Consider the following 23,846-nt stretch of genomic DNA (forward strand, 5'->3'; position numbering starts at 1 on the left):
TAACCGCGTTCTGTTATCTGACGGACGGCTTCTTCCTTAAATTCAGGTGTAAATCGTGGTGTGCCCATACGCTCCTCCTATGCTCAAACTATAGGGCAGGATCGTCTACCGGGGCGGGGTCAGTCCAATCAACGGCTCGGAAGTGTCTAGATTATCCGTGGCGATTCACCGGGGCAAACAGGCCGATCAGGAACGACATAAGAAAGTTCTGTATTACCGACAGGTCAAGAAACTGAGCATAAGAGAAACTGCTGAAGCCACCAGTTACAGTACATCTCAGGTCTGCAGGGTTCAGGCCCTGTTCAGGCCTGAAAATTAAGCACATTTTCTGAGGCTGGAAATCAACTCATGCTGACAGCCTGAGCCTGTTGGCATGGTAAGCAATGTGCTCACCAATAAAGCTGGAAATGAAATAATAGCTGTGGTCGTATCCAGTATGATATCGGAACGACGCATTGAGGTTCATCTCATTGCATACTCTCTCAAGGATTTTGGTGCGCAGTTGCTCTTCATAAAAGGCGTCACTCAGCCCCTGATCAATGAAGATTTCTGGTAATTTTTCACCCTGTAAAATGAGGCTGACTGGATCGTAGGCTTCCCACGTTTTTCTGTTTTCACCCAGGTAAGCGCTAAATGCCTGTTGCCCCCATGGCACCTGAGAAGGCGATACTATCGGGGAAAATGCTGATACGCTCACATATTCACCAGGATTTCGCAGAGCCAGCACCAGAGCACCCAGCCCTCCCATAGAATGACCGGATATAGATTTTCTTGCCGTTGCAGGAAAATGATTCATGACGACATCCGGAAGCTCTCTGAGAATATAGTCATACATCCTGTAATGAACATTCCACGGCTGTTCCGTCGCGTTCAGATAAAAACCGGCCCCCTGGCCAAGATCGTAACTGTCGGCATCCGGGACATTATTACCCCGGGGACTGGTATCCGGGACAACAACGATGACGTTATGCCGGGCTGCATAATGCTGCATACCTGATTTGGTGATGAAATTCTGCTCAGTACAGGTCAGGCCCGACAACCAGTATAGTACCGGCAGTTTTTCTGTTACTGCTTTGGGAGGAAGATACACACCGAAATTCATTTCACAATTAAGGGATTGTGAATAATGCCGGTACACGTTTTGCCAGCCGCCAGAGCTGGCATGCTGCTCAATGAGTTCCATCAGCCGTTATCTCATGGTTATTTCCCCTGACCGAAGCCAGGGGAAGTATCTTTAAATCCGGACGTCAGATAAACGTATACGCCGTGATTTTGTTACCCGCCGGATCCCGCAGGTAGGCAGCATAGGCCCCGGGAAGGTGACCACGCGGGCCAGGTTGACCTTCATCAGCTCCACCGGCGGCAAGGCCGGCAGCATGGAAAGCATCAACCTCTTCCGGGGTGGCAGCAGCGAAGCCGACAGTCACCCCGTTAGCGGAAGGTGCTTCACCGTTGCCCGGACGGGCAATGATAAATGCCGGCTTTTCGCGGCCATAGAGTACCCAGCCGTTGCCAAACGGGCCGAGGTTATTGATACCAAGCGTGCCCAGGACGACATCGTAAAATGCGGAGGATTTCTCGACATCGGCTGCGCCAATGAACACATGAGAAAAGATGCCGTCACCAGAAATTACCGGAGTTGTCATTTTCCACTTCCTTCAGTTTGAGTTGATTAAAATTCTGATGGGATCAGTAATGAATCACTGTCCGGATAGATTTGCCTTCATGCATAAGCTCGAAGGCGTCATTGATTTCATCCAGTGTCATCGTATGGGTTACAAATGGCTCAAGGTCAATATCCCCCTTCATGGCATCCTCGACCATACCGGGGAGCTGAGTGCGGCCTTTTACTCCGCCAAACGCGGAACCTTTCCATACGCGCCCGGTGACCAGCTGGAAAGGACGGGTGGAAATCTCCTGTCCGGCCCCTGCGACACCAATGACAACGGACTGCCCCCACCCACGGTGAGCACTTTCCAGCGCTGCACGCATGACGTTAACGTTACCGATACATTCAAAGGTATGGTCAATACCCCACTTGTTGATATCCAGCAGAACATCTTTAATCGGTTTGTCATAATCATTCGGGTTAATGCAGTCAGTGGCCCCGAACTGACGGGCCAGGTCAAATTTTGTCGGATTAGTATCGATAGCGATAATACGTCCCGCTTTTGCCTGACGGGCCCCCTGTACCGCAGCCAGACCAATTGCCCCCAGACCAAAAATGGCAACTGAATCGCCCGGCTGCACTTTAGCCGTGTTATGGACGGCGCCAATACCGGTAGTCACGCCACAACCCAACAGGCAGACGTGTTCATGGTTCGCCTCCGGGTTAATTTTTGCCAGAGAAACCTCGGCCACAACGGTGTATTCACTGAATGTGGAACATCCCATGTAGTGGTAAAGAGGCTGACCGTTGTATGAAAAGCGAGTGGTCCCGTCAGGCATCAGTCCTTTGCCCTGAGTCTCGCGAACCGATACACAGAGGTTCGTTTTACCGGACTGGCAGAATTCACACTCCCCGCATTCAGCGGTGTAGAGCGGAATAACATGGTCACCCGGCTTCACACTGGTGACGCCTTCACCAACTTCAACGACGATACCGGCTCCCTCGTGGCCGAGAACCACCGGGAAAACGCCCTCAGGGTCATTCCCTGAGAGGGTAAAGGCATCGGTATGGCAGACACCTGTGTGGGTGTTTTTAATCAGCACCTCGCCTTTTTTAGGCGGAGCAACATCAATTTCAACAATCTCCAGGGGCTTCCCTGGTGCAAATGCAACAGCGGCACGTGATTTCATACGTAATATATCCTCAATGTAATAATGGCCTCACCTATTTAAGATAGGCACGAACCAGCTCAATCGTATCGTCAACTGATTTACTGACTTCATGACTGTAGCTGTCATTCTGGTCAAAGGTTTCCCGTATGTGGCTCTCCAGCACCTCTGCCATCAGTCCGTTAGCGGCGCCCCGGACGGCGGCGATTTGCTGGAGAACGGAACGGCATTCAGCGCCACTTTCAAGTGCTCTTTCCAGAGCATCAATCTGACCCCGGATACGGCGAACCCGGGTTAGGACCTTTTTTTTCTCTTCAGGAGTACTGGGCATTGCTTACCTCACTGCTCTGTATTTCTTATACTATAGGGGAGTATTACATTAAGATCAACACATACCCCACTATAGTATAATAAATATATCAGAGCACCGGTAATGACTCCAACTTACTGATAGTGTTTTATGTTCAGATAATGCCCGATGACTTTGTCATGCAGCTCCACCGATTTTGAGAAAGACAGTGACTTCCTGCCCAGCCTTGCCAGATGCTGCCTCAGATTCAGGTTATGCCGCTCAATGCGCTGCGTATATCGCTTGCTGATAACGTGCAGTTCTCCCTTCAGGCGTGATTCATAAAGCGGCCAGCCATCCGTCATCCATACCACGACCTCAAAGGCCGACAGCAGGCCCAGAAGACGCTCCAGCGTGACCAACGTGCGTTCACCGAATACGTGCGCCACAACCGTCCTCCGTATCCTGTCATACGCGTAAAACAACCAGCGCTGGCGTGATTTAGCGCCGACGTAACCCCACTGTTCGTCCATTTCCGCGCAAACAATAACGTCACTGCCCGGTTGTATGCGTGAGTTTACCGACTGCGGCCTGAGTTTTTTAAGTGTCGTAAAATCGTGTTGAGGCCAACGCCCATAATGCGTGCACTGGCGCGACATCCGACGCCATTCATGGCCATATCAATAATTTTCTGGTGTGTACCGGGCTGAGAGGCGATGTAAGTGAACTGTAGCTGCCATGTTTTACGGCAGTGAGAGCAGAGATAGCGCTGATGTCCGGCAGTACTTTTACCGTTACGCACCACGCCTTCAGTAGCTGAACAGGAGGGACAGCTGATAGAAACAGAAGCCACTGGAGCACCTCAAAAACACCATCATACACTAAATCAGTAAGTTGGCACCCTTACCCTGTATAGGTACTCTCTGTTTTTCGTGGCCTGCCTCGCCCACGAATTTCGCCAGTCATGACTTTGCTCCTGCATTTTATTAACGGAAAAGAATAAGTGATTTTGCGCGGAGGCTTCAATCAGTTTATCCCCGGCGGTGACGAGGTGGCCACCTATGCCGACTGGACAGGGGACTGACTATTGCCATAACGCCATCGCAGGTTGCTTCAGTAAACCTGCTAATCCCGTACAATGGCGAATTCGCTATATCCGCTTCTCGCACTTAGCTGCCATAAATCGGCCAGGCAATCACAGGTCATTTCTGTCTCGCAAAGAAGGTGCCGTTTCTGCTTTGCGTTGACACCCCTAAATATTAGAATTAAAAGGAGAGAGTTACTGGAAAAAGGCAGCGGAGGCAGTGACAATCGTGGCTTGAAGCCACTACTCGATGGATGCGGACATGTAGTTGGCGTCATTCGACAAAACTAGCAAACTTCTAATAGTCACCATTTCTCCCGTCTGGCGGGAGTGCTGTCAAATGCCCCCCTCATCTCTGTGTGGGAAATGAAGGGTGAAGGGGAAATAGATGACAGCGTTATTTCTACGCCCAGAATACTGAATACCTTGTACAGACGATCAATACTGGCGCTAGCAGGGTTTGCTTCCAGGCGGGCATAGGTTTGCTGCGTTACGCCAAGCCTCTCAGACACATCTTTTTGCGTGAAGCCCTTGATTTTGCGAAACCCGATTAGCACAGGTCTGAGCTGGTTCAGCGTTTTTATCGGGAACTGATTATTCATAAGTGACCTGCCTCGCAGACTGAGTAGGGAGTACCGCCCTGTAATACAGCAGGTAAGGTGTATTTTGTGTTATACAGACTATAGGCTGTAAAACCTTTATTGAAAAGATGCTGATGTTCCAGGGGCATGCCGAGCATGGACGATTTTCTGCGGGGCGGTATTTCGCTACGGGGGAGATTGCGTTCGGGCAATGTACCGGTGTAAAAAACGTCAATTTTTCAAAACCGCTGTTATCGGGATAAGCTGAAAACTCCGAAGGCAGACACAGCCACGAATAATGTCAGACTTAAGCTCTGTAGCTGTCTTCTTTTGCCTGTAAATAACGTCTAGTTTGACTCTGATGAAGGCTGTACCAGGCAGAGAACATGTCACTCTCGGGGCCGGATGATAAAATGTGTTCAACTGGCTGGGCAGGGTAATAGCGAAGAACGTTCTCTGAAATTCGATTCAGCTCAGCGTAACGTGCGCTGTAGGTATGTATAATCCATTGCATCAATTTTGCATCCGTATTATTCGCAGATTACACACAAGAAGCTTAACAATGGCTGAAAGAGTGAGCAGGGATATGTAACAAAAACAAGGGCTTCAAGATGAACTGGATAAAACCGGAGCAGAGCAAGCCCTGTTCCGGTTTGTCAGGCTTTGGAATTTCTTCCAGGCCCCTGCAGCTAGTCACAACAAACACATTAATGTTTTCATTGCTTCAATTCAATATTATTGTGTGAAAGGGATTCCATCGAAATCGGCTTATGCATGCTTAAAACTAAACTGCCCCGGCTGCAGTCATTTGGTTGCTGTGGGCTCTGTACTGTGTCTAATAGTGAAAGAATCTTACGTTATAACGAAGGAAATTGCTGAATGACTCTACGATTGCAGACGGAATCACCCGCTGACCAGGATATGTTTAGAGGCAGCAGTCATGAAAAAGTTGCAGAGAATGTGGCTCAGATCATCAGGACACCTGATGTCAATATTATTGGTCTGGAAGGTGAGCTGGGTTCAGGTAAGTCAACAATATTGAAGTTCCTGCAGAAAAAGCTTAAAGATGATTTTACGTTCATTAACTTTGATGCAGAACGTTACCATCATGGCTCAACTAAAAAAGCGCTTATCGATGTCATCCACCACGGGGTCAGCCTACAATGTCCGGGCTCCCGGGATGTGTTGGATAAGTATAAAAATCTGGCTCTGGGTAACATCGTTGAATACGACAAGAGGGTCAGCAGCAGGCTAAGCTGGTTGACCGTCGTTTTTATTTTACTGTCATTGCTTTCCGTGCAGATGCTTCGTTATGTGCTAACAGACCTTAATCAATATTTTACTAACAAGGAGTCATTATTAGGGTGGCTTTTTTATGTTGAGGTGGCCGCGTTTCTTTCTCCTGCCATTATGGTCGCAGGACTGGCATGCCTGCAGAACATGGAATGGTACAGAAAGAAGGGGTATTCGAGTATTGGTGATTTGTTCAAACGCAACAGTACTGACAGGATTGAAGAGACTTGGCTAGTTAATAAGGAGGTCGGAGCTATTGAGCTGGCTGAAGCTCTGCAGGGATTTACCTCCAAAGAGGTCATTTCCCATGGAGATCGCTTCATCCTTATCATTGATAATCTGGACCGAATCAGTGCAGACAAAGTGAAAGAGCTCTGGAGTGATATGGAGCTTATTGCCGGAGCCACTCATGAACACTTCAGGATAGTGGTGCCCTATTCGGCAAGACAGGTTTCAGCCTCACTTTCTGTGGCGGGTTTCAGCGGGCGTGAGTTTATTGCAAAGCGGATTCCTGTAAGTTTTCAGGTTCCTCCTCTTATTTCGGCAGGATGGCAGGAAGCGTTAAGGCAGTACTGGAAAGAAACAGTAAATGAGGATGCAGGGATAGCGTGCCGGGAAGCAACGGTGTTGCTTGAGCGCTGGAAACCCTCTGAGTATCCTCGTATCACACCGCGATTAATGAAGAAGTTTGTTAATGATATTCATATTCTGAACCTTACCGTTCCTGCAACAGAAGATCATCGCCATATTCTTATTGCTCTCTACTTACTGGTGGTCAGATACGGGGAGCGAGATATTAAAGTATTACTTCGCGATCCCAAAGCTAGTCAGACCGAACCCGGTATTGCTCCGGATGATTTTGACGAGATGCTCTCGCTAACTTATCAACAAATATCCCGAATTTTTAATAACGATACAGAAAGATGGAGCGAATTTCTGATGAGCATCCACTATCAGTCCACGGTGGAGCTTGCCAGGAGCGAGTTGCTTGATACGCCTCTTAAAGACGCGATTGGTGCTATAAATATCCCACGGCTTGAAGAACTGACGGCCTTGTGGGGTTTCGCTGAAGCATGGCAGCGAGTGGCACCACATATTCAGATGCGAGACTGGCTGGTTTCTTATAGCCGGATGGATGAGAAGTGTCAGGCTCTCGCCGAACCGCAACTCAAAGTCGCAGTGCAAATGCTGAATCAGAGTTATGCTGTTTCACTCAGAGAAAAGAATGATGAAGGTTTCGTATTGAGTCTGCAGAAACTGATGGCTGACGGGCGGATAAGCCTAGAGCCTTTCGTCGAAAGGCAAATATCGTTTATTGTGAGTAAACTTGATGAAATTCAGGATTCAGAAAAATTGGAGGCTGAATCCACGAAGACGTTGCTGCAGGAAGCTGATTCATACTCTGTTCTGGCCGGTGAATCACTACTGAATAAAATGGAGAATTTTGTAGATGGCGTATTTTATGTGGAATACCTTGTCAATAATGAAGAGACCTTGTCAAACCTGAAAATTGGCACACTAGATATCGGAAATCACGGTCGGGAGGAGATGTTACGCTATGGAGCTGAGCAACCTCAGATAGACCTTTTTAATCCGGGAATTATCCGGCATATCAATATTGCATCGAAGGCGGTACAGAACGTAATTGGAAAGAATGATGGTACAGGTGGGGCTCAGGTTAGCTCTGCAATAATGACGCTTAAAAATCGTCAGGTTGTTGAGGACGTTATCCATTTCAGAAAAATTGTTCTGAGCCCGGACTGGAATAATAATGTTTTAAATCAATATTATCTTAATAATACGGCGACGAGGAATCTCTTCCCTGCGGAATTTGCTGCACAGGCTGTTGCTCACATGGTGCTCCATGGTAACTATGCCGGTATCGAGTCGTACAGTGAACATATTGGTGAGGAACGGTTTGACCTGGCTTTGGCTGCATATCTTCGTTATCTACGTACTGCCGAGAGTATCTTTATAGCACTTAAGGATAAAAATGTTCTGCCGTACATCAAAAATGCTGTTGGCAGGATTGTTGATTTAGGTCTTCTGGTGAATATACCTGTCCTGAGCTTTGTTAAAGGTCAGTATGACGTCATCAAAGAAGCTACAAATGCAACCTCTCTTTTAATATTTGTGCGAGAGCGTCAAAAAGCACTGTCAGAGAAAATAATTGAGTCTGATGTGAATGCTATGGGTCCAGTATTTCTCCATGACGTATATCAGTCAGGTGAGCAGTTTGATATTTTGAAGAAAAAGCTGAACGCCCTGGCATGTGGAGTATTTAGTTCTTCTGAAAGGCTTATTGCGTGTTTTACGGTTCTTCCTGTGAACATGCGCTTTATCCTTGAACAAATGCAACTTCAGGGGCAGCATATCCGGATGGAAGGTAGTGTGGGTATCTTTGCATCATGGTTCCGTGATGCAGAGCCAGACGTTGTCACAAATGCCGAGAACATTCATTTTCTGTGGTCTTGCCTCGACGATACCCAGAGAGAGACTGTACTTGATGAGTTGCACGATGTCTTACTTGAAAGACATATTCGTATTGACAGCCGTATTGCGATTATTACCCGTTTTCATAATGAGTTGTCGTTTATTGAACCTGAGAAGGCCGTTGAACGCAGGGCTATTGCGGCGCTGTTTAGCGCTTCTGTTGATAATGTATTATTGTCTCAATGGCTTGACCGTCAGACGTTTTCATTTTCATCATGGTCTCCGGAGGACGCCCGTACGGCAACGAGTTGTATAATGAATAACTCGGAGATTTTTCCTCTCATCTGCAGGAATTCACAGTATATTAAAAACAGAATGTTACCAGAGAAAGCGGACGTTACAGAAGATAGTGATACGTTTCCGGACTGAGTTCGTTCTTTAAATCCTATACCTGAAGACCACAGCGGTGGTCTTTGGGAGTTTTTTTATTGCCTGATATACATTAAGCATGTTATATCTTGCTAAGAAATAATCATTCAGGGATTAATCATAACTACTGAAGTTATGTTGTGTTCTTTTCTTTTAAAAATAAATTATTCAGATTTATTTTCTATTGATTTAATGAGGTAGGGAATGACAGAAAGTGCTTTGCTTTTGCGAGAGGCATTTAATGAATCGGTTAACTATATGACATGGTCTTTTTATTCACTGATAACTGCTTACGTTTCGATGGCTTTTTATGATAGAGTTGAGGTTAAGACCCGAATAAATAATTATCTGAATAAGTTACTTTTCGTGATTGCTATGTCCGTTTTTATCCCAAATATGTACTTTGTTTCAATGGTGTTCAGTCAGAAGTTAGGCACCGCAGCTGGCGTTGCGTCATTCATTATTGGGCTACTTTTCATGATGTTAAACTCGGCACCTGTAATTACTGGTATCGTACAGCAGCGCAAAGATTGAGTTTTATGAGTATAGTCAGTTGGGTTTTCATCTGTTTTATCAGACTTAGAAAAATGAAATCTTTCAATTCATTGATTTTAAACGCAAAAAAATTTCTAAATGATCAGAATTATAGGGTGCTCGCTCTGCTCCATTACCGAGCACGAAGGGCGCATTATTCAGAGCCGCTCTGAAGATTCGATCATCAATGAGATCGAAGCCATTCGCGACTCCGTGCCGGGCTTTACCGGCGTGATTTCCGATCTTGGCGGCCCAACCGCCAACATGTATATGCTGCGCTGCAAATCACCGCGCGCGGAACAGACCTGTCGTCGCCTCTCCTGCGTCTATCCGAACATTTGTGAGCACATGGACACCAACCACGAGCCGACGATCAACCTCTACCGCCGCGCGCGCGATCTGAAGGGCATCAAGAAGATCCTCATCGCGTCCGGGGTGCGTTATGACATCGCCGTGGAAGATCCGCGCTACATCAAAGAGCTGGCGACGCACCACGTGGGTGGCTATCTCAAGATTGCGCCGGAGCACACCGAAGAAGGCCCGCTGTCGAAGATGATGAAGCCGGGCATGGGCAGCTACGATCGTTTTAAACAGCTGTTCGACACCTACTCGAAGCAGGCGGGCAAAGAGCAGTATCTGATCCCGTACTTCATCTCCGCCCACCCGGGCACGCGTGATGAGGACATGGTGAACCTGGCGCTGTGGCTGAAGCAGCGCCGCTTCCGCCTGGATCAGGTGCAGAACTTCTATCCGTCACCGCTCGCCAACTCGACGACCATGTACTACACCGGCAAGAACCCGCTGAGTAAGATTGGCTACAAGAGTGAAGAGGTGGTGGTGCCGAAAGGGGACAAACAGCGTCGTCTGCACAAGGCGCTGCTGCGTTACCACGATCCGAAAAACTGGCCGCTGATCCGCCAGGCGCTGGAAGAGATGGGTAAAAAACATCTGATCGGCTCGCGCCGCGACTGTCTGGTACCGGCCCCGACGCTGGAGGAGATGCGCGAAGCGCGTCGCCAGAACCGCAATACGCGCCCGGCGCTGACCAAGCACACGCCGATTGTGCATCAGCGTTCGAACGGTGGAGCGGGAATGAAGAAGACCGTAAAACGTAAGATCGGTTAAACCTGTAACAAAGCCCGGTGGCGCTAGCGCTTACCGGGCCTACAGGCCAGCGCGTAGGCCGGGTAAGGCGCAGCCGCCACCCGGCTTTTTTCTGCATAAGGGTAGGAGGCCCAAAATGAAAATTAGGAAGTTAACAGGAGCGATGCTGATTGGCCTTACGTTATGCGGTTGTGTAATGCACCGCCAGACACAGCCAGAAGTGGAAGGACGTCTAATCGACAGCGCAGGTAAGCCAGTCCCGGGCGCTAAAATAACATTAGAGAGGGAGCAAACGCTTTCTGACGACAACGGTCGTTTTGCTTTTCAGAGCCAGCATGAATGGATCTTTTTTCTGCCAATAGGTCCGATGGACTGGATTTATCACACCCCGCTCCAGATAAGCGTCAACGGAAAGGAATATGGTGCAGAAGTAGGCGGCGGTCTCGGTGGGCCACATAAACTGGAAGGGAAAGCGTACAACGTTATTTGCACATTACCTGATCTTCCCGGAGAAGCGAGATGTCAGTCCGGTTTATAAATTAAAACGAGCCCGGCGGAAGACCGGGCTCGTTTTAAGTATTATCCGCCAAACTGATCCGGGTCTGGCCCAAGCCGCTTGCCCTTATCAAGCTTCGCAATTTCCCCCAGCTCATCTTTGTCCAGACGGAAATCCCAGACGTCGAAGTTCTCGGCGATGCGCGATGGCGTGACCGATTTCGGGATCACCACCAGGCCGTTGTCCAGATGCCAGCGAATGACGATCTGCGCCGGGGTTTTGCCGTATTTATCCGCCAGGTCGCGGATAATTTTCTGATCGAATACCCCTTCACCACCCTGAGCCAGCGGGCTCCAGGATTCGGTCTGAATCTTATGCGTGGCGTTCCAGGCGTGAAGCTGGCGCTGCTGCAACAGCGGGTGCAGTTCGATCTGGTTAATCACAGGCGCGACGCCCGTCTCGTCAATCAGCCGCTGCAGGTGATGAACCTGGAAGTTACAGACGCCGATGCTTTTCACCAGCCCCGCTTTTTGCAGTTCAATCATCCCTTTCCAGGCATCAACGTAATGGTCGATGGCCGGAACCGGCCAGTGCATGAGATACAGGTCGACGAAATCGAGCTGGAGCTTCTCCAGACTCTCCTGCAGGGCTTCGCGGGGACGCTTTTGATCGTCATTCCACAGTTTCGTGGTGATGAATAACTCATCGCGGGGGACACCGGCGCTGACCAGTGCGGTCCCCACGCCGTCCTCGTTTTTGTACGCGGCGGCGGTGTCAATCGACCGGTAGCCGACTTCCAGGGCTTTATGAATGGCGGAGACGACCTCGTCGTTACCGGCTTTCCATACACCTAGCCCCAGCTGGGGCATCACGTTGCCGTCCTGCAGCTTGATTACGGTTTGGTTTGCCATTTTTCCTCCTTCAGGTGCGCATCGCCGGAGGGAGACTCCGGCGATGGGGTGTGCATTAAGTCTGGACGAAATGTCAAAAAACGAAAGTCGGGGGGACAAAAACGCTTAGCGTGCCGCCTCGTAAATACGACGGCTGACGTCCAGGGTGATGTCGCCGTGCTCGCCCAGATGGGTCATGCCATGCTCTTCGAGTTTCGCCAGCAGGGCAGGGATAGAGCTGCCGTCCAGACCGTAGCCAGACAGACGCGTTGGCACGCCCAGACCTTCAAAGAAACTGCGGGTCGCTTCGATGGCGGCATCAATACGCGCATCGTCAGAACCCTCGGTGAAGTTCCACACGCGCTCAGCGTACTGCAGCAGTTTGGCGCGTTTGGTATCACGTTTTTCATTCCACAGCGCAGGCAGCACAACGGCCAGCGTCTGCGCATGATCCAGACCGTGCATCGCCGTCAGCTCGTGGCCCAGCATGTGGGTCGCCCAGTCCTGCGGCACGCCAGCACCGATCAGGCCATTCAGCGCCTGGGTGGCGGCCCACATCACGTTGGCGCGAACGTCATAGTTTTCCGGCTCTTTCAGCGCTTTCGGACCTTCTTCAATCAGCGTCAGCAGAATGCCTTCCGCAAAACGATCCTGGATTTTGGCATTTACCGGATACGTGACGTACTGCTCAACGGTATGAACAAAGGCATCGACCACGCCGTTCGCGACCTGACGCGCAGGCAGGGTGTAGGTGTAGACCGGGTCCAGGATGGCGAAGACAGGCTGAACGTGTTCGTTCATGAAGGCCTGCTTATCACCGGTAGTTTTACGGGAGATGACCGCGCCCTTGTTGGATTCAGAACCCGTCGCTGGCAGGGTCAGCACGGAGCCCATCGGGATGGCGCTTTTGATGTCGCTGCCGCGGGTTTCCAGAATGTGCCACGGATCGATGCCGTCAGCATAGTGCGCTGCCGCCGCGATGAATTTGGTGCCGTCCAGCACGGAGCCGCCGCCGACCGCCAGCAGGAAGGTGATGTTTTCTTCGCGGGCGATTTTCACCGCGTTCATCAGCGTTTCGTAGGACGGGTTTGGCTCAATGCCGCCAAACTCACGCACGTCCAGACCGTCCAGCGCGCTGTAAACCTGATCCAGCACGCCGGTTTTTTTCACGCTGCCGCCACCATAGGTGATCAGCACGCGGGCGTCAGCAGGGATCTGTGCGCGCAGGTCAGCGATAGCGTCTTTACCAAACAGAATGCGGGTTGGGGTGTGAAGATTAAAGTTGTTCATTGCTCGTTCCCTTTAGTGGGTGAAAAACCGTGGTGCGCAGAGGGCGACCTGATGCTGCACATTGTGGCCGTCCGGGGCTACGCCCTCAATGCACATTCCTGCCGATGTCTTGCCCATTTCTACAGAGCGCTGGAGAAAGCGCGGAAAACAACGCACACTGTCAACGTCGAAAACCGCACCCGGAGTAACGCAAGATGAACCGTGAGGCTATCTGCCAGCAGCTCACTGCGCAGATTAAGAGATTGATAGATAATGAAAATCGTGCCAGCGATCTGCTGCCGAACATTCGCCTGCTCTACGGCACGCAGCCCGGAACGCGCACGCCGGTCATGTACCAGCCGGGCATCGTTTTTCTCTTTTCAGGCCATAAAATTGGCTATATCAACGAGCGCGTGTTCCGCTACGACACCAATGAATATCTGCTGCTGACAGTACCTTTACCCTTCGAATGTGAAACCTTCGCGACAGAGGCGGTTCCGCTGGCGGGGATCCGCGTCAATGTCGACATCCTCCAGCTGCAGGAGCTGCTGATGGAGATTGGCGAAGATGAACTCTTCCAGCCTTCGATGGCCTCAAGCGGGATCAACTCGGCAACGCTGTCGGAAGAGATCCTCTGCGCCATTGAGCGTCTGCTGGACGTCATGGAGAGGCCGCTGGACGCGCGCATACTGGGCAAGCAGATTATCCGAGAAATTCTGTACCACGTGCTGCTGGGCCCGGGCGGCGGCGCGTTACTTGCCCTGGTGAGCCGACAGACCCACTTCAGCCTGATAAGCCGCGTGCTCAAGCGTATCGAAAGCCAGTACACGGAAAACCTCAGCGTCGACCAGCTGGCGGCGGAAGCCAATATGAGCGTCTCGGCGTTTCACCATAACTTTAAATCGGTGACCAGCACTTCGCCGCTGCAGTACCTCAAAACCTACCGGCTGCATAAGGCACGGATGCTGATGATCCACGACGGCATGAAGGCCAGCGCGGCGGCGATGCGGGTGGGCTACGAAAGTGCGTCGCAGTTCAGTCGGGAGTTTAAGCGCTATTTCGGCGTCACGCCGGGAGAGGATGCGTCACGTATAAGAACGATGCAGGGAGCCTGAGGGGAAACGTAGGCCGGGTAAGGCGTAGCCGCCACCCGGCAATTTTTTATCACGCGCTGCAGTACTTCTTCTTAATCACTACCGCGATGGTACCCACCAGGCCCGCCACCAGCAGGAACATCGGCAGCACCATCAGGAAGGTCATCACCTGATCTTCGTGGTGTTTCACGAAGGGGATCATATTCAGCGCGTAGCCGAATGTCGTCACCACGCCAACCCAAAGCAGGGCGCTCAGCCAGTTGAAGAACTGAAATCGGCGGTTCGACAAACCGGAAATGCCCGCCATCGTCGGCAGAAGGGTGCGAACGAACGCCAGAAAACGTCCGGCCAGCAGCGCAAGCAGGCCGTGTCGGTCAAACATGCAGGTTGCACGCTGATGGTATTTATGGGGTAACTGCGCCAGCCAGCTTTTGACCACGCGCGTGTTGCCGAGCCAGCGGCCCTGCAGATAGCTCAGCCAGCAGCCCAGGCTGGCTGCGGAAGTGAGGATAACCATCGTGGGCGTAAAGTCCATGACGCCTTTGCCGATCAACGCCCCGGCAAGCAAAAGCAGACTGTCACCGGGTAAAAACGAGGCTGGCAGTAATCCATTTTCCAGAAACAGCGTTGCGAACATCACGAAATAGACGACGCCTATGACGTGAGGATCCGCCAGGGCGGCAAAATCATGTTGCCAGAGCGCCGCGATAATATCTTGAATAACAGCCATGGACTTTCCTGTGGAACAGCAGATATAGCGCTATTGTACTCCCTAATTCGCCCGACGGGTTTGATCCCGGGCGCAACTCATGCAGACTTTTCTGCTTGCGGTGTCCACAAAAGCGTCCAGAGAGTACATTTTCAGCCAGCACTCTACACGATACGCTCGAACCCTGCTGCTAAATCCGCAATCAGATCGTCAACATTTTCTAAACCGATATGCAGTCGTATTAGGGTACCGCTGAAGTCCACTTCACCGCCGGGGCGCAGGGCCGCGATCTGCTCCGGCTGGTTAGCCAGGATCAGGGATTCAAAACCGCCCCAGGAGTAGGCCATGCTGAAGAGGCTAAAATTATCCAGATAGCTTGCCAGCTCGTCATTATTCAGCCGTTTTTTCAGCACAAACGAGAACAAACCGCTGCTGCCCGTAAAGTCACGTTGCCAGAATTCATGCCCCTTACTGCCCGGCAGCGCCGGATGGTTTACGCGCTCAACCTGCGGATGCTGCGCCAGCCATTCGGCCACCTTCAGGCTGCTTTCGTGGTGCTGACGCAGGCGAACGCCCAGCGTGCGGAGTCCGCGGCTGGTCATGTACGCCGTGTCGGCATCCACCATCTGGCCCATCAGATAGGCGTTTTCACGCAGCTGATCCCAGCAGCGCGCGTTGGAAACCGCAGTACCAATCATGCCGTCAGAGTGGCCAATCAGGTATTTCGTCGCCGCCTGGATGGAAATATCAATGTCGAATTCCAGCGCTTTGAACAGCACGCCTGCCGCCCAGGTGTTGTCGATCATAATGATCGCCTCTGGCGCTTTGCTGCGCACGGCCTTGACGATAGCCGGCACGTCGTGAACTTCCATGGTGAGTGACCCCGGCGATTCCAGGAACACAATGCGCGTGTTTGGCTGAATAAGTTCGGCAATGCCTTCACCAATCAGCGGGTCGAACCAGCCGGTCGTCACGCCGAGCTTGCTGAGGATTTTGGTACAGAAGTCCTGGCTGGGTTCATAGGCGGTGTTGGTCATCAGGATATGGTCGCCCTGTTCCACAAACGCCAGAATGGTGTTGGCGACCGCCGCCGCGCCGCACGGGAACAGCGCGCAGCCTGCGCCGCCTTCCAGTTCGCACATCGCTTCCTGCAGAGAAAAGTGGGTTAGCGTGCCGCGACGGCCATAAAACAGTCCGCCTTTTGCGCGGTTGCGCGTGGCGTTTTTTTTCTCCTCAACGGTGTCAAACACCAGCGAGGAGGCGCGTTGAATCACGCTGTTGACCGATCCCTGAGTATATTTTTTGCTGCGTCCTGCCTGTACCAGCGTGGTATCAAGATGCTTCGTTGTCATGTTCGCTAACCCTGTTTTTATACGTCTGGACGTCCAGACTACCACGATTGGAAAAAACTGCACCCGCAGGCTTATCGAATAAGCAGAAAATATTAGCAAAAAAGCGCATAAGAAATTTTTACTGCGTAAGCGCAAGGAAAGTGAACGAAAATTGCGTCACTATGCAAATACTAATGAGAACTACTATCAATTCGACGATGTTTTGATATTATTACGTTCAGATTTTGTGATTTGCGTCCTGGAGATACAGAGTGGGTAATAATTTGATGCAGGCGGATCTCTCCGTTTGGGGCATGTATCAGCATGCTGACATCGTGGTTAAGATTGTGATGATCGGCCTGATTCTGGCGTCCGTTGTCACCTGGGCTATCTTCTTCAGCAAGAGCGCCGAGCTGCTTTCGCAGAAGCGTCGCCTCAAGCGGGAACAGCAGCAGCTGGCTGAAGCCCGCTCTCTGGATCAGGCCTCAGATATGACCTCATCCTTCCACGCGAAAAGCCTGACTGCCCTGCTCGTGAATGAAGCACAGAACGAGCTGGAACTCTCCGCGGGCAGTGAAGATAACGAAGGCATCAAGGAGCGTACCGGTTTCCGTCTGGAACGTCGCGTGGCGGCCGTTGGCCGACACATGGGGCGCGGCAATGGTTATCTGGCCACCATCGGCGCGATTTCGCCGTTCATCGGTCTTTTCGGTACGGTCTGGGGCATCATGAACAGCTTTATCGGTATCGCGCAGACCCAAACCACCAACCTGGCGGTCGTTGCGCCGGGTATCGCCGAAGCGCTGCTGGCAACGGCGATTGGTCTGGTCGCGGCGATTCCGGCGGTGGTTATCTACAACATCTTCGCGCGGATGATTGGCAGCTACAAAGCCACCCTCGGTGACGTTGCCGCGCAGGTTCTGCTGCTGCAGAGCCGCGATCTCGACCTGAATGCCAGCGCCGTTAAGCCGGTGCACGCGGCGTCCAAACTGCGCGTAGGTTGATATTATGGCGATGCGTCTAAACGAAAATCTGGACGATAACGGCGAAATGCATGAGATCAACGTGACGCCGTTTATCGACGTCATGCTGGTTCTGCTGATCATCTTCATGGTGGCCGCGCCGCTGGCGACGGTGGACGTGAAGGTGAATCTGCCAGCCTCGTCCAGCCAGCCGCAGCCGCGCCCGGAAAAGCCTGTTTATCTCTCCGTGAAGGCCGATAAATCGATGTTCCTCGGGAACGACCCGGTAACGGCCGACTCTGTTATCCCGGCGCTGGATCAGCTTACCGGCGGTAAAAAAGACACCACGGTCTTCTTCCGTGCGGATAAAACCGTGGATTATGAAACCATGATGAAGGTAATGGACACGCTGCATCAGGCGGGTTATCTGAAGATTGGGCTGGTCGGCGAAGAGAAAGCGGCCGCGAAGTGATAAAGAAGCTGGCGAAAGCCGGCTTTTTTTATGCCTGTTGGGTTTATGCGTTCTTATTTTCCGTCGGTGCGGTAGAGGGGGTTGCCAGCGCGTCCTCATCAAGCGCAACGCAGGTGACGTTTGAGGTACGGTACTCGCCGTCTGACAGTTTGCGCGTCAGACGCAGGGTGGCGATCTCTCTGGCAAGCAGGTACTGGTAGTTGGCCTCAAGGCGTCCCAGAAGCTTCTCTTTTAGCTCTGGCCGCTGTTCCATGATGGCGTTCATCACGGCACCGTAAATTTCTTCTTTGACCTGCAGCGGATAAATCTCACGGCGATTCTGCCATTTCAGCCGCACCAGCGTCGCCGGGATCGATACCAGGTCTTGTGTAATGCGCGTCATCTCGTCATTTTTTGTGTTTCGCAGTGCGTCGAGATTTTGCTTTAAGATAAATTCATCACTTTTTTTATCATCCAAAGTCAAATAAACGTCGTTATTTTTAACTTCCTTCACGTTAATCCTCCCCCAGGCTATAAAAAATTGGGTTGTTTTTTTCGCGCGTAATTAAGTTAAGCCAAATTTCATTGCCCGCTTCGTTAATTTCTTTGGTTTTTTCGGCCAATATTTGACTTAGTTTCTGGGCATCTATTTCACCTTCGGCCTGCAGATCATTCAGCAGGTGGACAAAGGCTTCAATTTTTATGGCGCGAAATAAGCGGTCTTTTATATGACGATCGTGCTCTTCCAGCAACATATTACGGGATTTGCCGGTACGGGAAACACCAATTAATATATCAGGCTCGTAATCAGAGAGCTTTCTTTTCCCCTGAGTGAAACTGACCTCTTTTTCTGCTTCCGTCGGTTGCTGTTCCACAGGCGTAATGTGGTACTTAGCCGGGACGAGATAGTCGGGCAGCATTTTTAATTTCCTTTAATTTCAACAGGGTGGGGTTGGTAAAGGCGTGAGATTCGTTGACAATATCATGAGGCAAATTTAAAATCAAAAAAAATGGAGCCTACCCATGAACAGCATCTTTTTTACGGTCATCACATTACTATTACTGACCGCTGGTGTGCTTTTATTGATGCAGGAGTTCAATAAAACGAAAGTGTCGAAAGACACCAGTGAACCGCCGCAACCGGAACTCATGACAAAAGAGGAAGGGGAAGACCATTTCTCTGTATTGATGAACTCCGTTACGCCTGTCTGGTACTGGCGGGTGAACTATGAATATATCGACTTTTTACACGCGACAATTAAACGCATGAAAATGTCGGAAATTAATGACACGCCCGGACTGTTTGAAGCACAGCGTCGCTGTAGCGATCTCAATTCAGCCGTGTATAAATATTATGACAATATCAAAAAACGCTGCCTTAACGGCGAGAAGGTCTCTTATTCCGATCTGGACGTATTAAATTTGCGTCAGTGTTTTCGTGAGTTCAGCCTTGAAGCCTACCCGGAGCTGGTGGTGCTGGTCTGGCCGGAATACGCCCGTCCCGAGGTTAACCCCGACAACGTCTGAGTGACCATACTGGTAAGCTATTGCAAACAGTCAGCGCCATTGGGATATACTGGGCGCTGGTTTCTTTTGCAAACAGGACTTTATGGAACGCTTTTTTGAAAATGCCATGTACGCCTCTCGCTGGATACTGGCTCCCGTCTATTTTGGCCTTTCGCTGGCGCTTATCGCGCTGACGATTAAGTTCTTTCAGGAAATCCTGCACGTTCTGCCGAATATCTTTTCCATTGCCGAGGCGGATTTGATTCTGGTTCTGCTGTCGCTGGTGGATATGACCCTGGTGGGCGGGCTGCTGGTAATGGTGATGTTCTCCGGCTACGAGAATTTCGTCTCTCAGCTGGATATCGACGAGCGCAAAGAGAAGCTCAGCTGGTTGGGCAAAATGGATGCCTCGTCGCTGAAGAATAAAGTGGCCGCGTCGATTGTGGCGATCTCTTCTATCCACCTGCTACGCGTGTTTATGGACGCGAAGAACGTGCCGGATAACAAACTGATGTGGTACGTCATTATCCATCTGACGTTTGTGCTGTCTGCGTTTGTGATGGGGTATCTGGATAAGATCAGTAAGAAGTAAAGTACGCCTTACCCCTCACCCCAACCCTCTCCCCAAAGGGGAGAGGGGACTGCTCGGTGCGGTATTATTTATCAGACGACGCCTGCCACAGGTTCAACTCCCCATCCGCAACATGCTGGTCAATCCGCTTGAGTTCGTCCTCAGTAAAGCGCAGGTTATCCAGCGCCCGAACGTTCTCCTCAATCTGTTCCGGGCGGCTTGCGCCAATCAGCACTGACGTCACGCGCGCATCTTTCAGCAGCCAGCTCAACGCCATCTGCGCCATGGTCTGACCGCGCGCCTGCGCCATTTCACTCAGCAGACGCAGGCTGTTCAGGTTGGCTTCGGTCAGCATTTTTTCGTTCAGACCGCGGACTTTCTTGCCTTCACGCTGCATGCGTGAATCTTCAGGAATACCGTTCAGGTATTTTCCGGTCAGCAGCCCCTGCGCCAGCGGGGTAAAGGCGATGCACCCGGTACCGTTGGCCGCCAGCGCATCCAGCAAACCGGTCTTATCGACCCAGCGGTTGAGCAGGTTATAGGACGGCTGGTGGATCAGCAGGGGGATCTTCCACTCGCGCAGCAGCTCGGCCATTTTTTGCGTGCGCTCGGTTGAATAGGAGGAAATGCCTACATACAGCGCTTTGCCGCTCTGAACAGTCTGCGCCAGCGCAGAGGCCGTCTCTTCCATCGGCGTGGTTTCATCCACGCGGTGGGAATAGAAAATATCCACGTAGTCGACGCCCAGGCGTTTCAGGCTCTGATCGAGGCTGGCGAGCAGATATTTGCGCGATCCGCCTGAGCCGTATGGCCCGGGCCACATGTCATAACCCGCCTTGGTGGAGATAACCAGCTCGTCGCGATACGCGGCAAAGTCCTCCCGTAGCAGACGGCCAAAATTCTCTTCCGCGCTGCCTGCTGGCGGGCCGTAGTTGTTGGCAAGGTCGAAATGGGTAATGCCGAGGTCAAAGGCTTTACGCAGCAGCGCCCGCTGGGCATCAAGAGGCTGAATATGGCCGAAGCTATGCCACAGGCCAAGCGAAAGCGCGGGCAGGCGAAGGCCGCTTTTGCCACAGTGGCGGTACTGCATATTCTCGTAGCGGTCAGGGGCAGGGTACCAGGACATGATGTCTCCTTTTCTTATCGATGAATTTTTGAAACGGCGTTTTCATTCTGTCCTTATCAAAACACAAATCCCGGGGAGAAGCGATGGCAGAACTCCCTGCCAGCAATTTTCCCCGGGATGCGTCAGACGTTGAGTCCCGCACTGCCCGGTACACGCAGGTCACCGGGCAATCAGACGACAATCAGAAGCTGTAGCTCATCCCCGCCTGTACGCTGGCATCGTTATCCACATCGCCAGTACCGACATAGACGCCGGTGGTCAGGGTGAAGTTATGGGCGATGGTGGCGTTGATACCTGCCCCAAAGATGCCCATGGTGTTGTTGTGACCGGAGGTATTGTGATAATCCGCCGCCTGAATGTCGGTGTCATCGCTGAACTCTTTCTGGAAGCGCGCGTCGATCCACGGCATCACCTTCACGTTCTTGTTCAAATCGCGAAGGGTGGTGGTGAGCCTCACGCCCGCACCGCCGTTCCAGGAAGAGACCTGGCTGTCGGCAAAGGTGACTTCGCTGTCAGAGAAGCCGTTCGCTTTGGTCTGATCCCAGCCAAGAGTGGCGTAGGGTTGCAGCAGCGTTTCGCCTGGCAGCAACACGTTCACCCCGGTGCGGGCCTGCGCCAGATACAGACTGCCATCGGTGGAGCCGTGCAGCGCTTCCGTCATGCCGCTGGTATCGCCCGTCACGTTGTTGGCAGACAGCGAGTAACGCATATCGCCGTAGCTGAAGCTGCCGTCAGCAAACAGACCCCAGGTTCGGCCGTTCAGTGCCTGCTGCCAGCCGCCATACAGGCTGTAGTAGTTACCGTAAACGCTGTCTTTGAAGCTATCCGCGCCGTCGCTGGTGTCCTGCACGCGGCTGCGCGTCCACGCCAGCGCGATACCGCCGGTGACGCTGTCGCCGTTGTCCAGATGCGCCGTCCAGTCTACGCCGCCCTGCGCACCCTGAGTGATGCTTTTATAGTCGACGTCGTTGCTGAAATTACCGTTCTGATAAAGGAAATCGCCCCAGACCTGCGCACCGTCCTGCTGTTCTCCCAGCAGGTTTGCCAGATGCACCTGGTTCATGTGGTTGCTGATGTCATCCGCTACCTGATGCCCGGCCTGTTCCGCTGCATCCAGGCCGGCTACCAGCCCCTGAACGTCGCTCGCAAGGTTGTCCTTCTGGCTGTTAAATTCAATATTCCAGCTCTGGCTATTATCTGCAGTCAGCTGAGCCTGAGGCGCGCTGTCGGCCGCAACAATATTCAGACTGTTGTTGTAGTTATACGCGCCGCTACGATTCTCCACGGTCTGGTCGCCGTTGGTAAACGTGGCTGCTGCATAATTCTGCGGCGCACTGCTGCCCGACGTGGTGAAGGTCCCCAGGACTATCCCCTGCTGATTTTGCGCAGACGGCGTAATGCTGTTCACCACCACGGCGTTATTGGCGCCGGTAATATTACCGAAATTCACGTAGCTGTCGGTGCTCATGGTAACCAGCGCATTGCTGCCGGTGGTATTGGCAATCAGGGTTGAACCGTTTTGCAAACTCCAGCTGGTTGCATCGTTAATTTTATCAATGTCAATGCTGTTATCGCTGGTGGTATTTACCGTTTCAAACTGGCTTATTTGTCCGGATATAGAACTGCCCGCATCCATTGACAGGGTATCGCTGCCGTCACCACCGTTAACATTGCCATTGACATGTGAATCATTGGTCAGCACGACCGTATCATCACCTGCACCCGTTGTAATATCACCGTTGACGGTCGCGTTGTTCTGCAGCGTAATTGTGCTATTGCCCGTACTCTGGCTGGTATTTATCTCGCCATTCACGGTGCTGTTATCCACCAGAACGGAATTTGCGGCGTTACCATCGACGGTCACATTGCCATTTACCACGCTGTTATTGGTCAATGAAATCAGCGTGGTGCCGTTTTCGTTAAAGGCCCCAATGTCGCCGGTGACCGTACTGTTATCCAGCGCCAGCGAATCAGCCTTCGTTCCGTACATCGCGATGGCGACATCGCCAAAGGCATCCAGGTTGATGTCGCTGAAGGGCTTGTATTCGCTCAGTTTTACCGCCAGCGTGTCGATGTTCTGCGCGATTTCGCTCTGCGAGGCATCCACGGAAGCGTTAGTCAGCGTAATATTGGTATCAGATTTATCGCTACCCGCGTAAATACCGCCTTTATCCATCGTGCTGTTGCTGATGGCAATATTTTGTGCACCGGCTCCCGCACTGAGAATACTGCCGTGCAGCATGCTGCCGTCCTCAACATTGACGGTGTGGTAACCTTTATCCATGGGGTCGAGATAAATGGCGGAACCCATCATATAGGCTTTCTTGCCCTCGTAGCTTCCGGCGTCATTTTCGCCATTCAGCGTGGCGTCATCGATGGTCACCGTCGTATTGGTGGTTGCACCGGTATTGCCCACTTCGATCATATCGACGGTGGCGCCGTTATTCACCGTAATATTAGCCGTCCCCCCGTTGCTGCCCTGAATATAATGGCCGGACATGTCGGTACCAGAAACGGTTAATGACTGGGTATCCCCTGATTCACGGCTTCCATCCATAAAGATATTATTTGCGGTGGTGTCGGCCATAATGGCATTAGTCACGCCGGGATCTTCATAAAAACTATTATCTACATATTTCGTTAAGCCGCAGGTCTGCGATGTCACGCCCGGCTGGCAGGGCGTAGCGGGCGTTACGTTAGCCTGGGCGCCAAATGACGTTAAAGCCACTAATACACATTGCGAAAGCAATGTGCGATTCATTAATTTGCGCATTTGAAGTTCTCTGGATGAGTCGAAAATTGTCCGGCTCTTTTTAAATGAATTTATTTAAAATAAGAACTTCCTCAGCAGGTAAGGATGTAATGAAATCTAAAAAAATATCCTGCACAATAATTAGCGTTTAAATAATTAAATCT

The 23,846-nt window shown here is 51.5% G+C and carries 22 protein-coding genes and 2 pseudogenes; 10 read left to right on the forward strand and 14 right to left on the reverse strand.

The window, feature by feature from the left end:
• Nucleotides 1-166 precede the first annotated feature (166 nt).
• A pseudogene (locus ACHH0Z_RS22740) lies at nucleotides 167-319 on the forward strand (resolvase); the annotation flags it as partial.
• 27 nt (nucleotides 320-346) lie between these two features.
• Here ACHH0Z_RS22740 and fghA read toward each other — a convergent pair.
• The 6 genes from fghA to ACHH0Z_RS22770 form a co-directional block, all read right to left on the reverse strand.
• Nucleotides 347-1,183, reverse strand: a complete 837-nt coding sequence (gene fghA / locus ACHH0Z_RS22745) for an S-formylglutathione hydrolase (RefSeq protein WP_012561110.1) — start codon at nucleotides 1,181-1,183, stop codon at nucleotides 347-349.
• A 64-nt stretch (nucleotides 1,184-1,247) separates the two neighbouring features.
• Nucleotides 1,248-1,646 carry a VOC family protein gene (locus ACHH0Z_RS22750; RefSeq protein ID WP_012561111.1) on the reverse strand — a complete coding sequence of 133 codons (399 nt, stop codon included), beginning with the start codon at nucleotides 1,644-1,646 and terminating at the stop codon, nucleotides 1,248-1,250.
• A gap of 43 nt (nucleotides 1,647-1,689) precedes the next feature.
• Nucleotides 1,690-2,799, reverse strand: coding sequence for an S-(hydroxymethyl)glutathione dehydrogenase (gene frmA / locus ACHH0Z_RS22755; RefSeq protein WP_017384070.1), 1,110 nt, complete (start codon nucleotides 2,797-2,799; stop codon nucleotides 1,690-1,692).
• 34 nt (nucleotides 2,800-2,833) lie between these two features.
• Nucleotides 2,834-3,109 carry a formaldehyde-responsive transcriptional repressor FrmR gene (gene frmR / locus ACHH0Z_RS22760; protein ID WP_017384071.1) on the reverse strand — a complete coding sequence of 92 codons (276 nt, stop codon included), beginning with the start codon at nucleotides 3,107-3,109 and terminating at the stop codon, nucleotides 2,834-2,836.
• A 113-nt stretch (nucleotides 3,110-3,222) separates the two neighbouring features.
• Nucleotides 3,223-3,920 (reverse strand): IS1 family transposase gene (locus ACHH0Z_RS22765; RefSeq protein WP_223479951.1). Its coding sequence is split into 2 segments (ribosomal slippage): nucleotides 3,223-3,671 and nucleotides 3,671-3,920, totalling 699 coding nucleotides; the frame shifts between segments, so codons are not numbered across the junction.
• A 536-nt stretch (nucleotides 3,921-4,456) separates the two neighbouring features.
• A complete protein-coding gene (locus ACHH0Z_RS22770; RefSeq protein ID WP_017384073.1) occupies nucleotides 4,457-4,753 on the reverse strand; it encodes a helix-turn-helix transcriptional regulator in 297 nt (98 codons plus the stop codon).
• A gap of 858 nt (nucleotides 4,754-5,611) precedes the next feature.
• Between ACHH0Z_RS22770 and ACHH0Z_RS22775 the strand changes: the two genes are divergently transcribed.
• The 4 genes and pseudogenes from ACHH0Z_RS22775 to ACHH0Z_RS22790 all read left to right on the forward strand — a co-directional run bounded on the left by ACHH0Z_RS22775 (nucleotide 5,612) and on the right by ACHH0Z_RS22790 (nucleotide 11,063).
• Nucleotides 5,612-8,887 (forward strand): P-loop NTPase fold protein, encoded by a 3,276-nt coding sequence (locus ACHH0Z_RS22775; RefSeq protein ID WP_045409525.1) that lies wholly within the window; start codon nucleotides 5,612-5,614, stop codon nucleotides 8,885-8,887.
• A gap of 204 nt (nucleotides 8,888-9,091) precedes the next feature.
• On the forward strand, nucleotides 9,092-9,421 hold the full coding sequence (locus ACHH0Z_RS22780) for a hypothetical protein (protein ID WP_000140246.1): 330 nt from the start codon (nucleotides 9,092-9,094) through the stop codon (nucleotides 9,419-9,421).
• Between the two features lie 114 nt (nucleotides 9,422-9,535).
• Nucleotides 9,536-10,546 (forward strand): annotated as a pseudogene (locus tag ACHH0Z_RS22785) (radical SAM protein); the annotation flags it as partial.
• A gap of 115 nt (nucleotides 10,547-10,661) precedes the next feature.
• The gene (locus ACHH0Z_RS22790; RefSeq protein ID WP_025912494.1) at nucleotides 10,662-11,063 is read left to right on the forward strand and encodes a carboxypeptidase-like regulatory domain-containing protein; all 402 of its coding nucleotides are present in this window, start codon (nucleotides 10,662-10,664) and stop codon (nucleotides 11,061-11,063) included.
• A 41-nt stretch (nucleotides 11,064-11,104) separates the two neighbouring features.
• Here ACHH0Z_RS22790 and dkgA read toward each other — a convergent pair whose 3' ends face one another.
• Together dkgA and yqhD are read right to left on the reverse strand one after the other, a co-directional pair.
• On the reverse strand, nucleotides 11,105-11,932 hold the full coding sequence (gene dkgA, locus ACHH0Z_RS22795; protein ID WP_032675499.1) for a 2,5-didehydrogluconate reductase DkgA: 828 nt from the start codon (nucleotides 11,930-11,932) through the stop codon (nucleotides 11,105-11,107).
• A 105-nt stretch (nucleotides 11,933-12,037) separates the two neighbouring features.
• Complete coding sequence (gene yqhD, locus ACHH0Z_RS22800) at nucleotides 12,038-13,201, reverse strand: alcohol dehydrogenase (protein WP_045409522.1); 1,164 nt, start codon at nucleotides 13,199-13,201, stop codon at nucleotides 12,038-12,040.
• 194 nt (nucleotides 13,202-13,395) lie between these two features.
• On the opposite strand from yqhD, the gene ACHH0Z_RS22805 reads away from it, so the two are divergent.
• Nucleotides 13,396-14,295 (forward strand): AraC family transcriptional regulator, encoded by a 900-nt coding sequence (locus ACHH0Z_RS22805; RefSeq protein ID WP_045409519.1) that lies wholly within the window; start codon nucleotides 13,396-13,398, stop codon nucleotides 14,293-14,295.
• A gap of 49 nt (nucleotides 14,296-14,344) precedes the next feature.
• Here the strand turns inward: ACHH0Z_RS22805 and yghB are convergent, their stop codons facing one another.
• Together yghB and metC are read right to left on the reverse strand one after the other, a co-directional pair.
• Nucleotides 14,345-15,004 (reverse strand): DedA family general envelope maintenance protein YghB, encoded by a 660-nt coding sequence (gene yghB, locus ACHH0Z_RS22810; RefSeq protein ID WP_008499812.1) that lies wholly within the window; start codon nucleotides 15,002-15,004, stop codon nucleotides 14,345-14,347.
• A gap of 143 nt (nucleotides 15,005-15,147) precedes the next feature.
• Nucleotides 15,148-16,335, reverse strand: coding sequence for a cystathionine beta-lyase (metC, locus tag ACHH0Z_RS22815; protein WP_008499811.1), 1,188 nt, complete (start codon nucleotides 16,333-16,335; stop codon nucleotides 15,148-15,150).
• A 251-nt stretch (nucleotides 16,336-16,586) separates the two neighbouring features.
• Here metC and exbB point away from each other — a divergent pair, with 251 nt between their 5' ends.
• Nucleotides 16,587-17,318 (forward strand): tol-pal system-associated acyl-CoA thioesterase, encoded by a 732-nt coding sequence (gene exbB / locus ACHH0Z_RS22820; RefSeq protein ID WP_045409516.1) that lies wholly within the window; start codon nucleotides 16,587-16,589, stop codon nucleotides 17,316-17,318.
• 4 nt (nucleotides 17,319-17,322) lie between these two features.
• Nucleotides 17,323-17,748, forward strand: coding sequence for a TonB system transport protein ExbD (gene exbD / locus ACHH0Z_RS22825; RefSeq protein ID WP_008499809.1), 426 nt, complete (start codon nucleotides 17,323-17,325; stop codon nucleotides 17,746-17,748).
• Nucleotides 17,749-17,791: 43 nt separating this feature from the next.
• Here exbD and ACHH0Z_RS22830 read toward each other — a convergent pair whose 3' ends face one another.
• Both ACHH0Z_RS22830 and ACHH0Z_RS22835 read right to left on the reverse strand, forming a co-directional pair.
• The gene (locus ACHH0Z_RS22830; protein ID WP_023294557.1) at nucleotides 17,792-18,241 is read right to left on the reverse strand and encodes a hypothetical protein; all 450 of its coding nucleotides are present in this window, start codon (nucleotides 18,239-18,241) and stop codon (nucleotides 17,792-17,794) included.
• A 1-nt stretch (nucleotide 18,242) separates the two neighbouring features.
• Nucleotides 18,243-18,647: a hypothetical protein gene (locus ACHH0Z_RS22835; protein ID WP_025912493.1), complete on the reverse strand. Its 405-nt coding sequence runs from the start codon at nucleotides 18,645-18,647 to the stop codon at nucleotides 18,243-18,245.
• A 103-nt stretch (nucleotides 18,648-18,750) separates the two neighbouring features.
• Here ACHH0Z_RS22835 and ACHH0Z_RS22840 point away from each other — a divergent pair, with 103 nt between their 5' ends.
• A complete protein-coding gene (locus ACHH0Z_RS22840) occupies nucleotides 18,751-19,254 on the forward strand; it encodes an ESA_00282 family adhesion-associated protein (RefSeq protein WP_045409513.1) in 504 nt (167 codons plus the stop codon).
• Nucleotides 19,255-19,336: 82 nt separating this feature from the next.
• The gene (locus ACHH0Z_RS22845) at nucleotides 19,337-19,825 is read left to right on the forward strand and encodes a TIGR00645 family protein (protein WP_008499805.1); all 489 of its coding nucleotides are present in this window, start codon (nucleotides 19,337-19,339) and stop codon (nucleotides 19,823-19,825) included.
• Between the two features lie 64 nt (nucleotides 19,826-19,889).
• Here ACHH0Z_RS22845 and ACHH0Z_RS22850 read toward each other — a convergent pair whose 3' ends face one another.
• Both ACHH0Z_RS22850 and ACHH0Z_RS22855 read right to left on the reverse strand, forming a co-directional pair.
• Nucleotides 19,890-20,930 (reverse strand): aldo/keto reductase, encoded by a 1,041-nt coding sequence (locus tag ACHH0Z_RS22850; protein ID WP_045409509.1) that lies wholly within the window; start codon nucleotides 20,928-20,930, stop codon nucleotides 19,890-19,892.
• A 181-nt stretch (nucleotides 20,931-21,111) separates the two neighbouring features.
• A complete protein-coding gene (locus ACHH0Z_RS22855; RefSeq protein ID WP_239519666.1) occupies nucleotides 21,112-23,658 on the reverse strand; it encodes an autotransporter outer membrane beta-barrel domain-containing protein in 2,547 nt (848 codons plus the stop codon).
• Between the last annotated feature and the right edge of the window lie 188 nt (nucleotides 23,659-23,846).

Origin of the sequence: Enterobacter cloacae complex sp. 2024EL-00227 (assembly GCF_043945315.1) — a bacterium.
GTDB classification, from domain to species: Bacteria; Pseudomonadota; Gammaproteobacteria; order Enterobacterales; family Enterobacteriaceae; genus Enterobacter; species Enterobacter roggenkampii.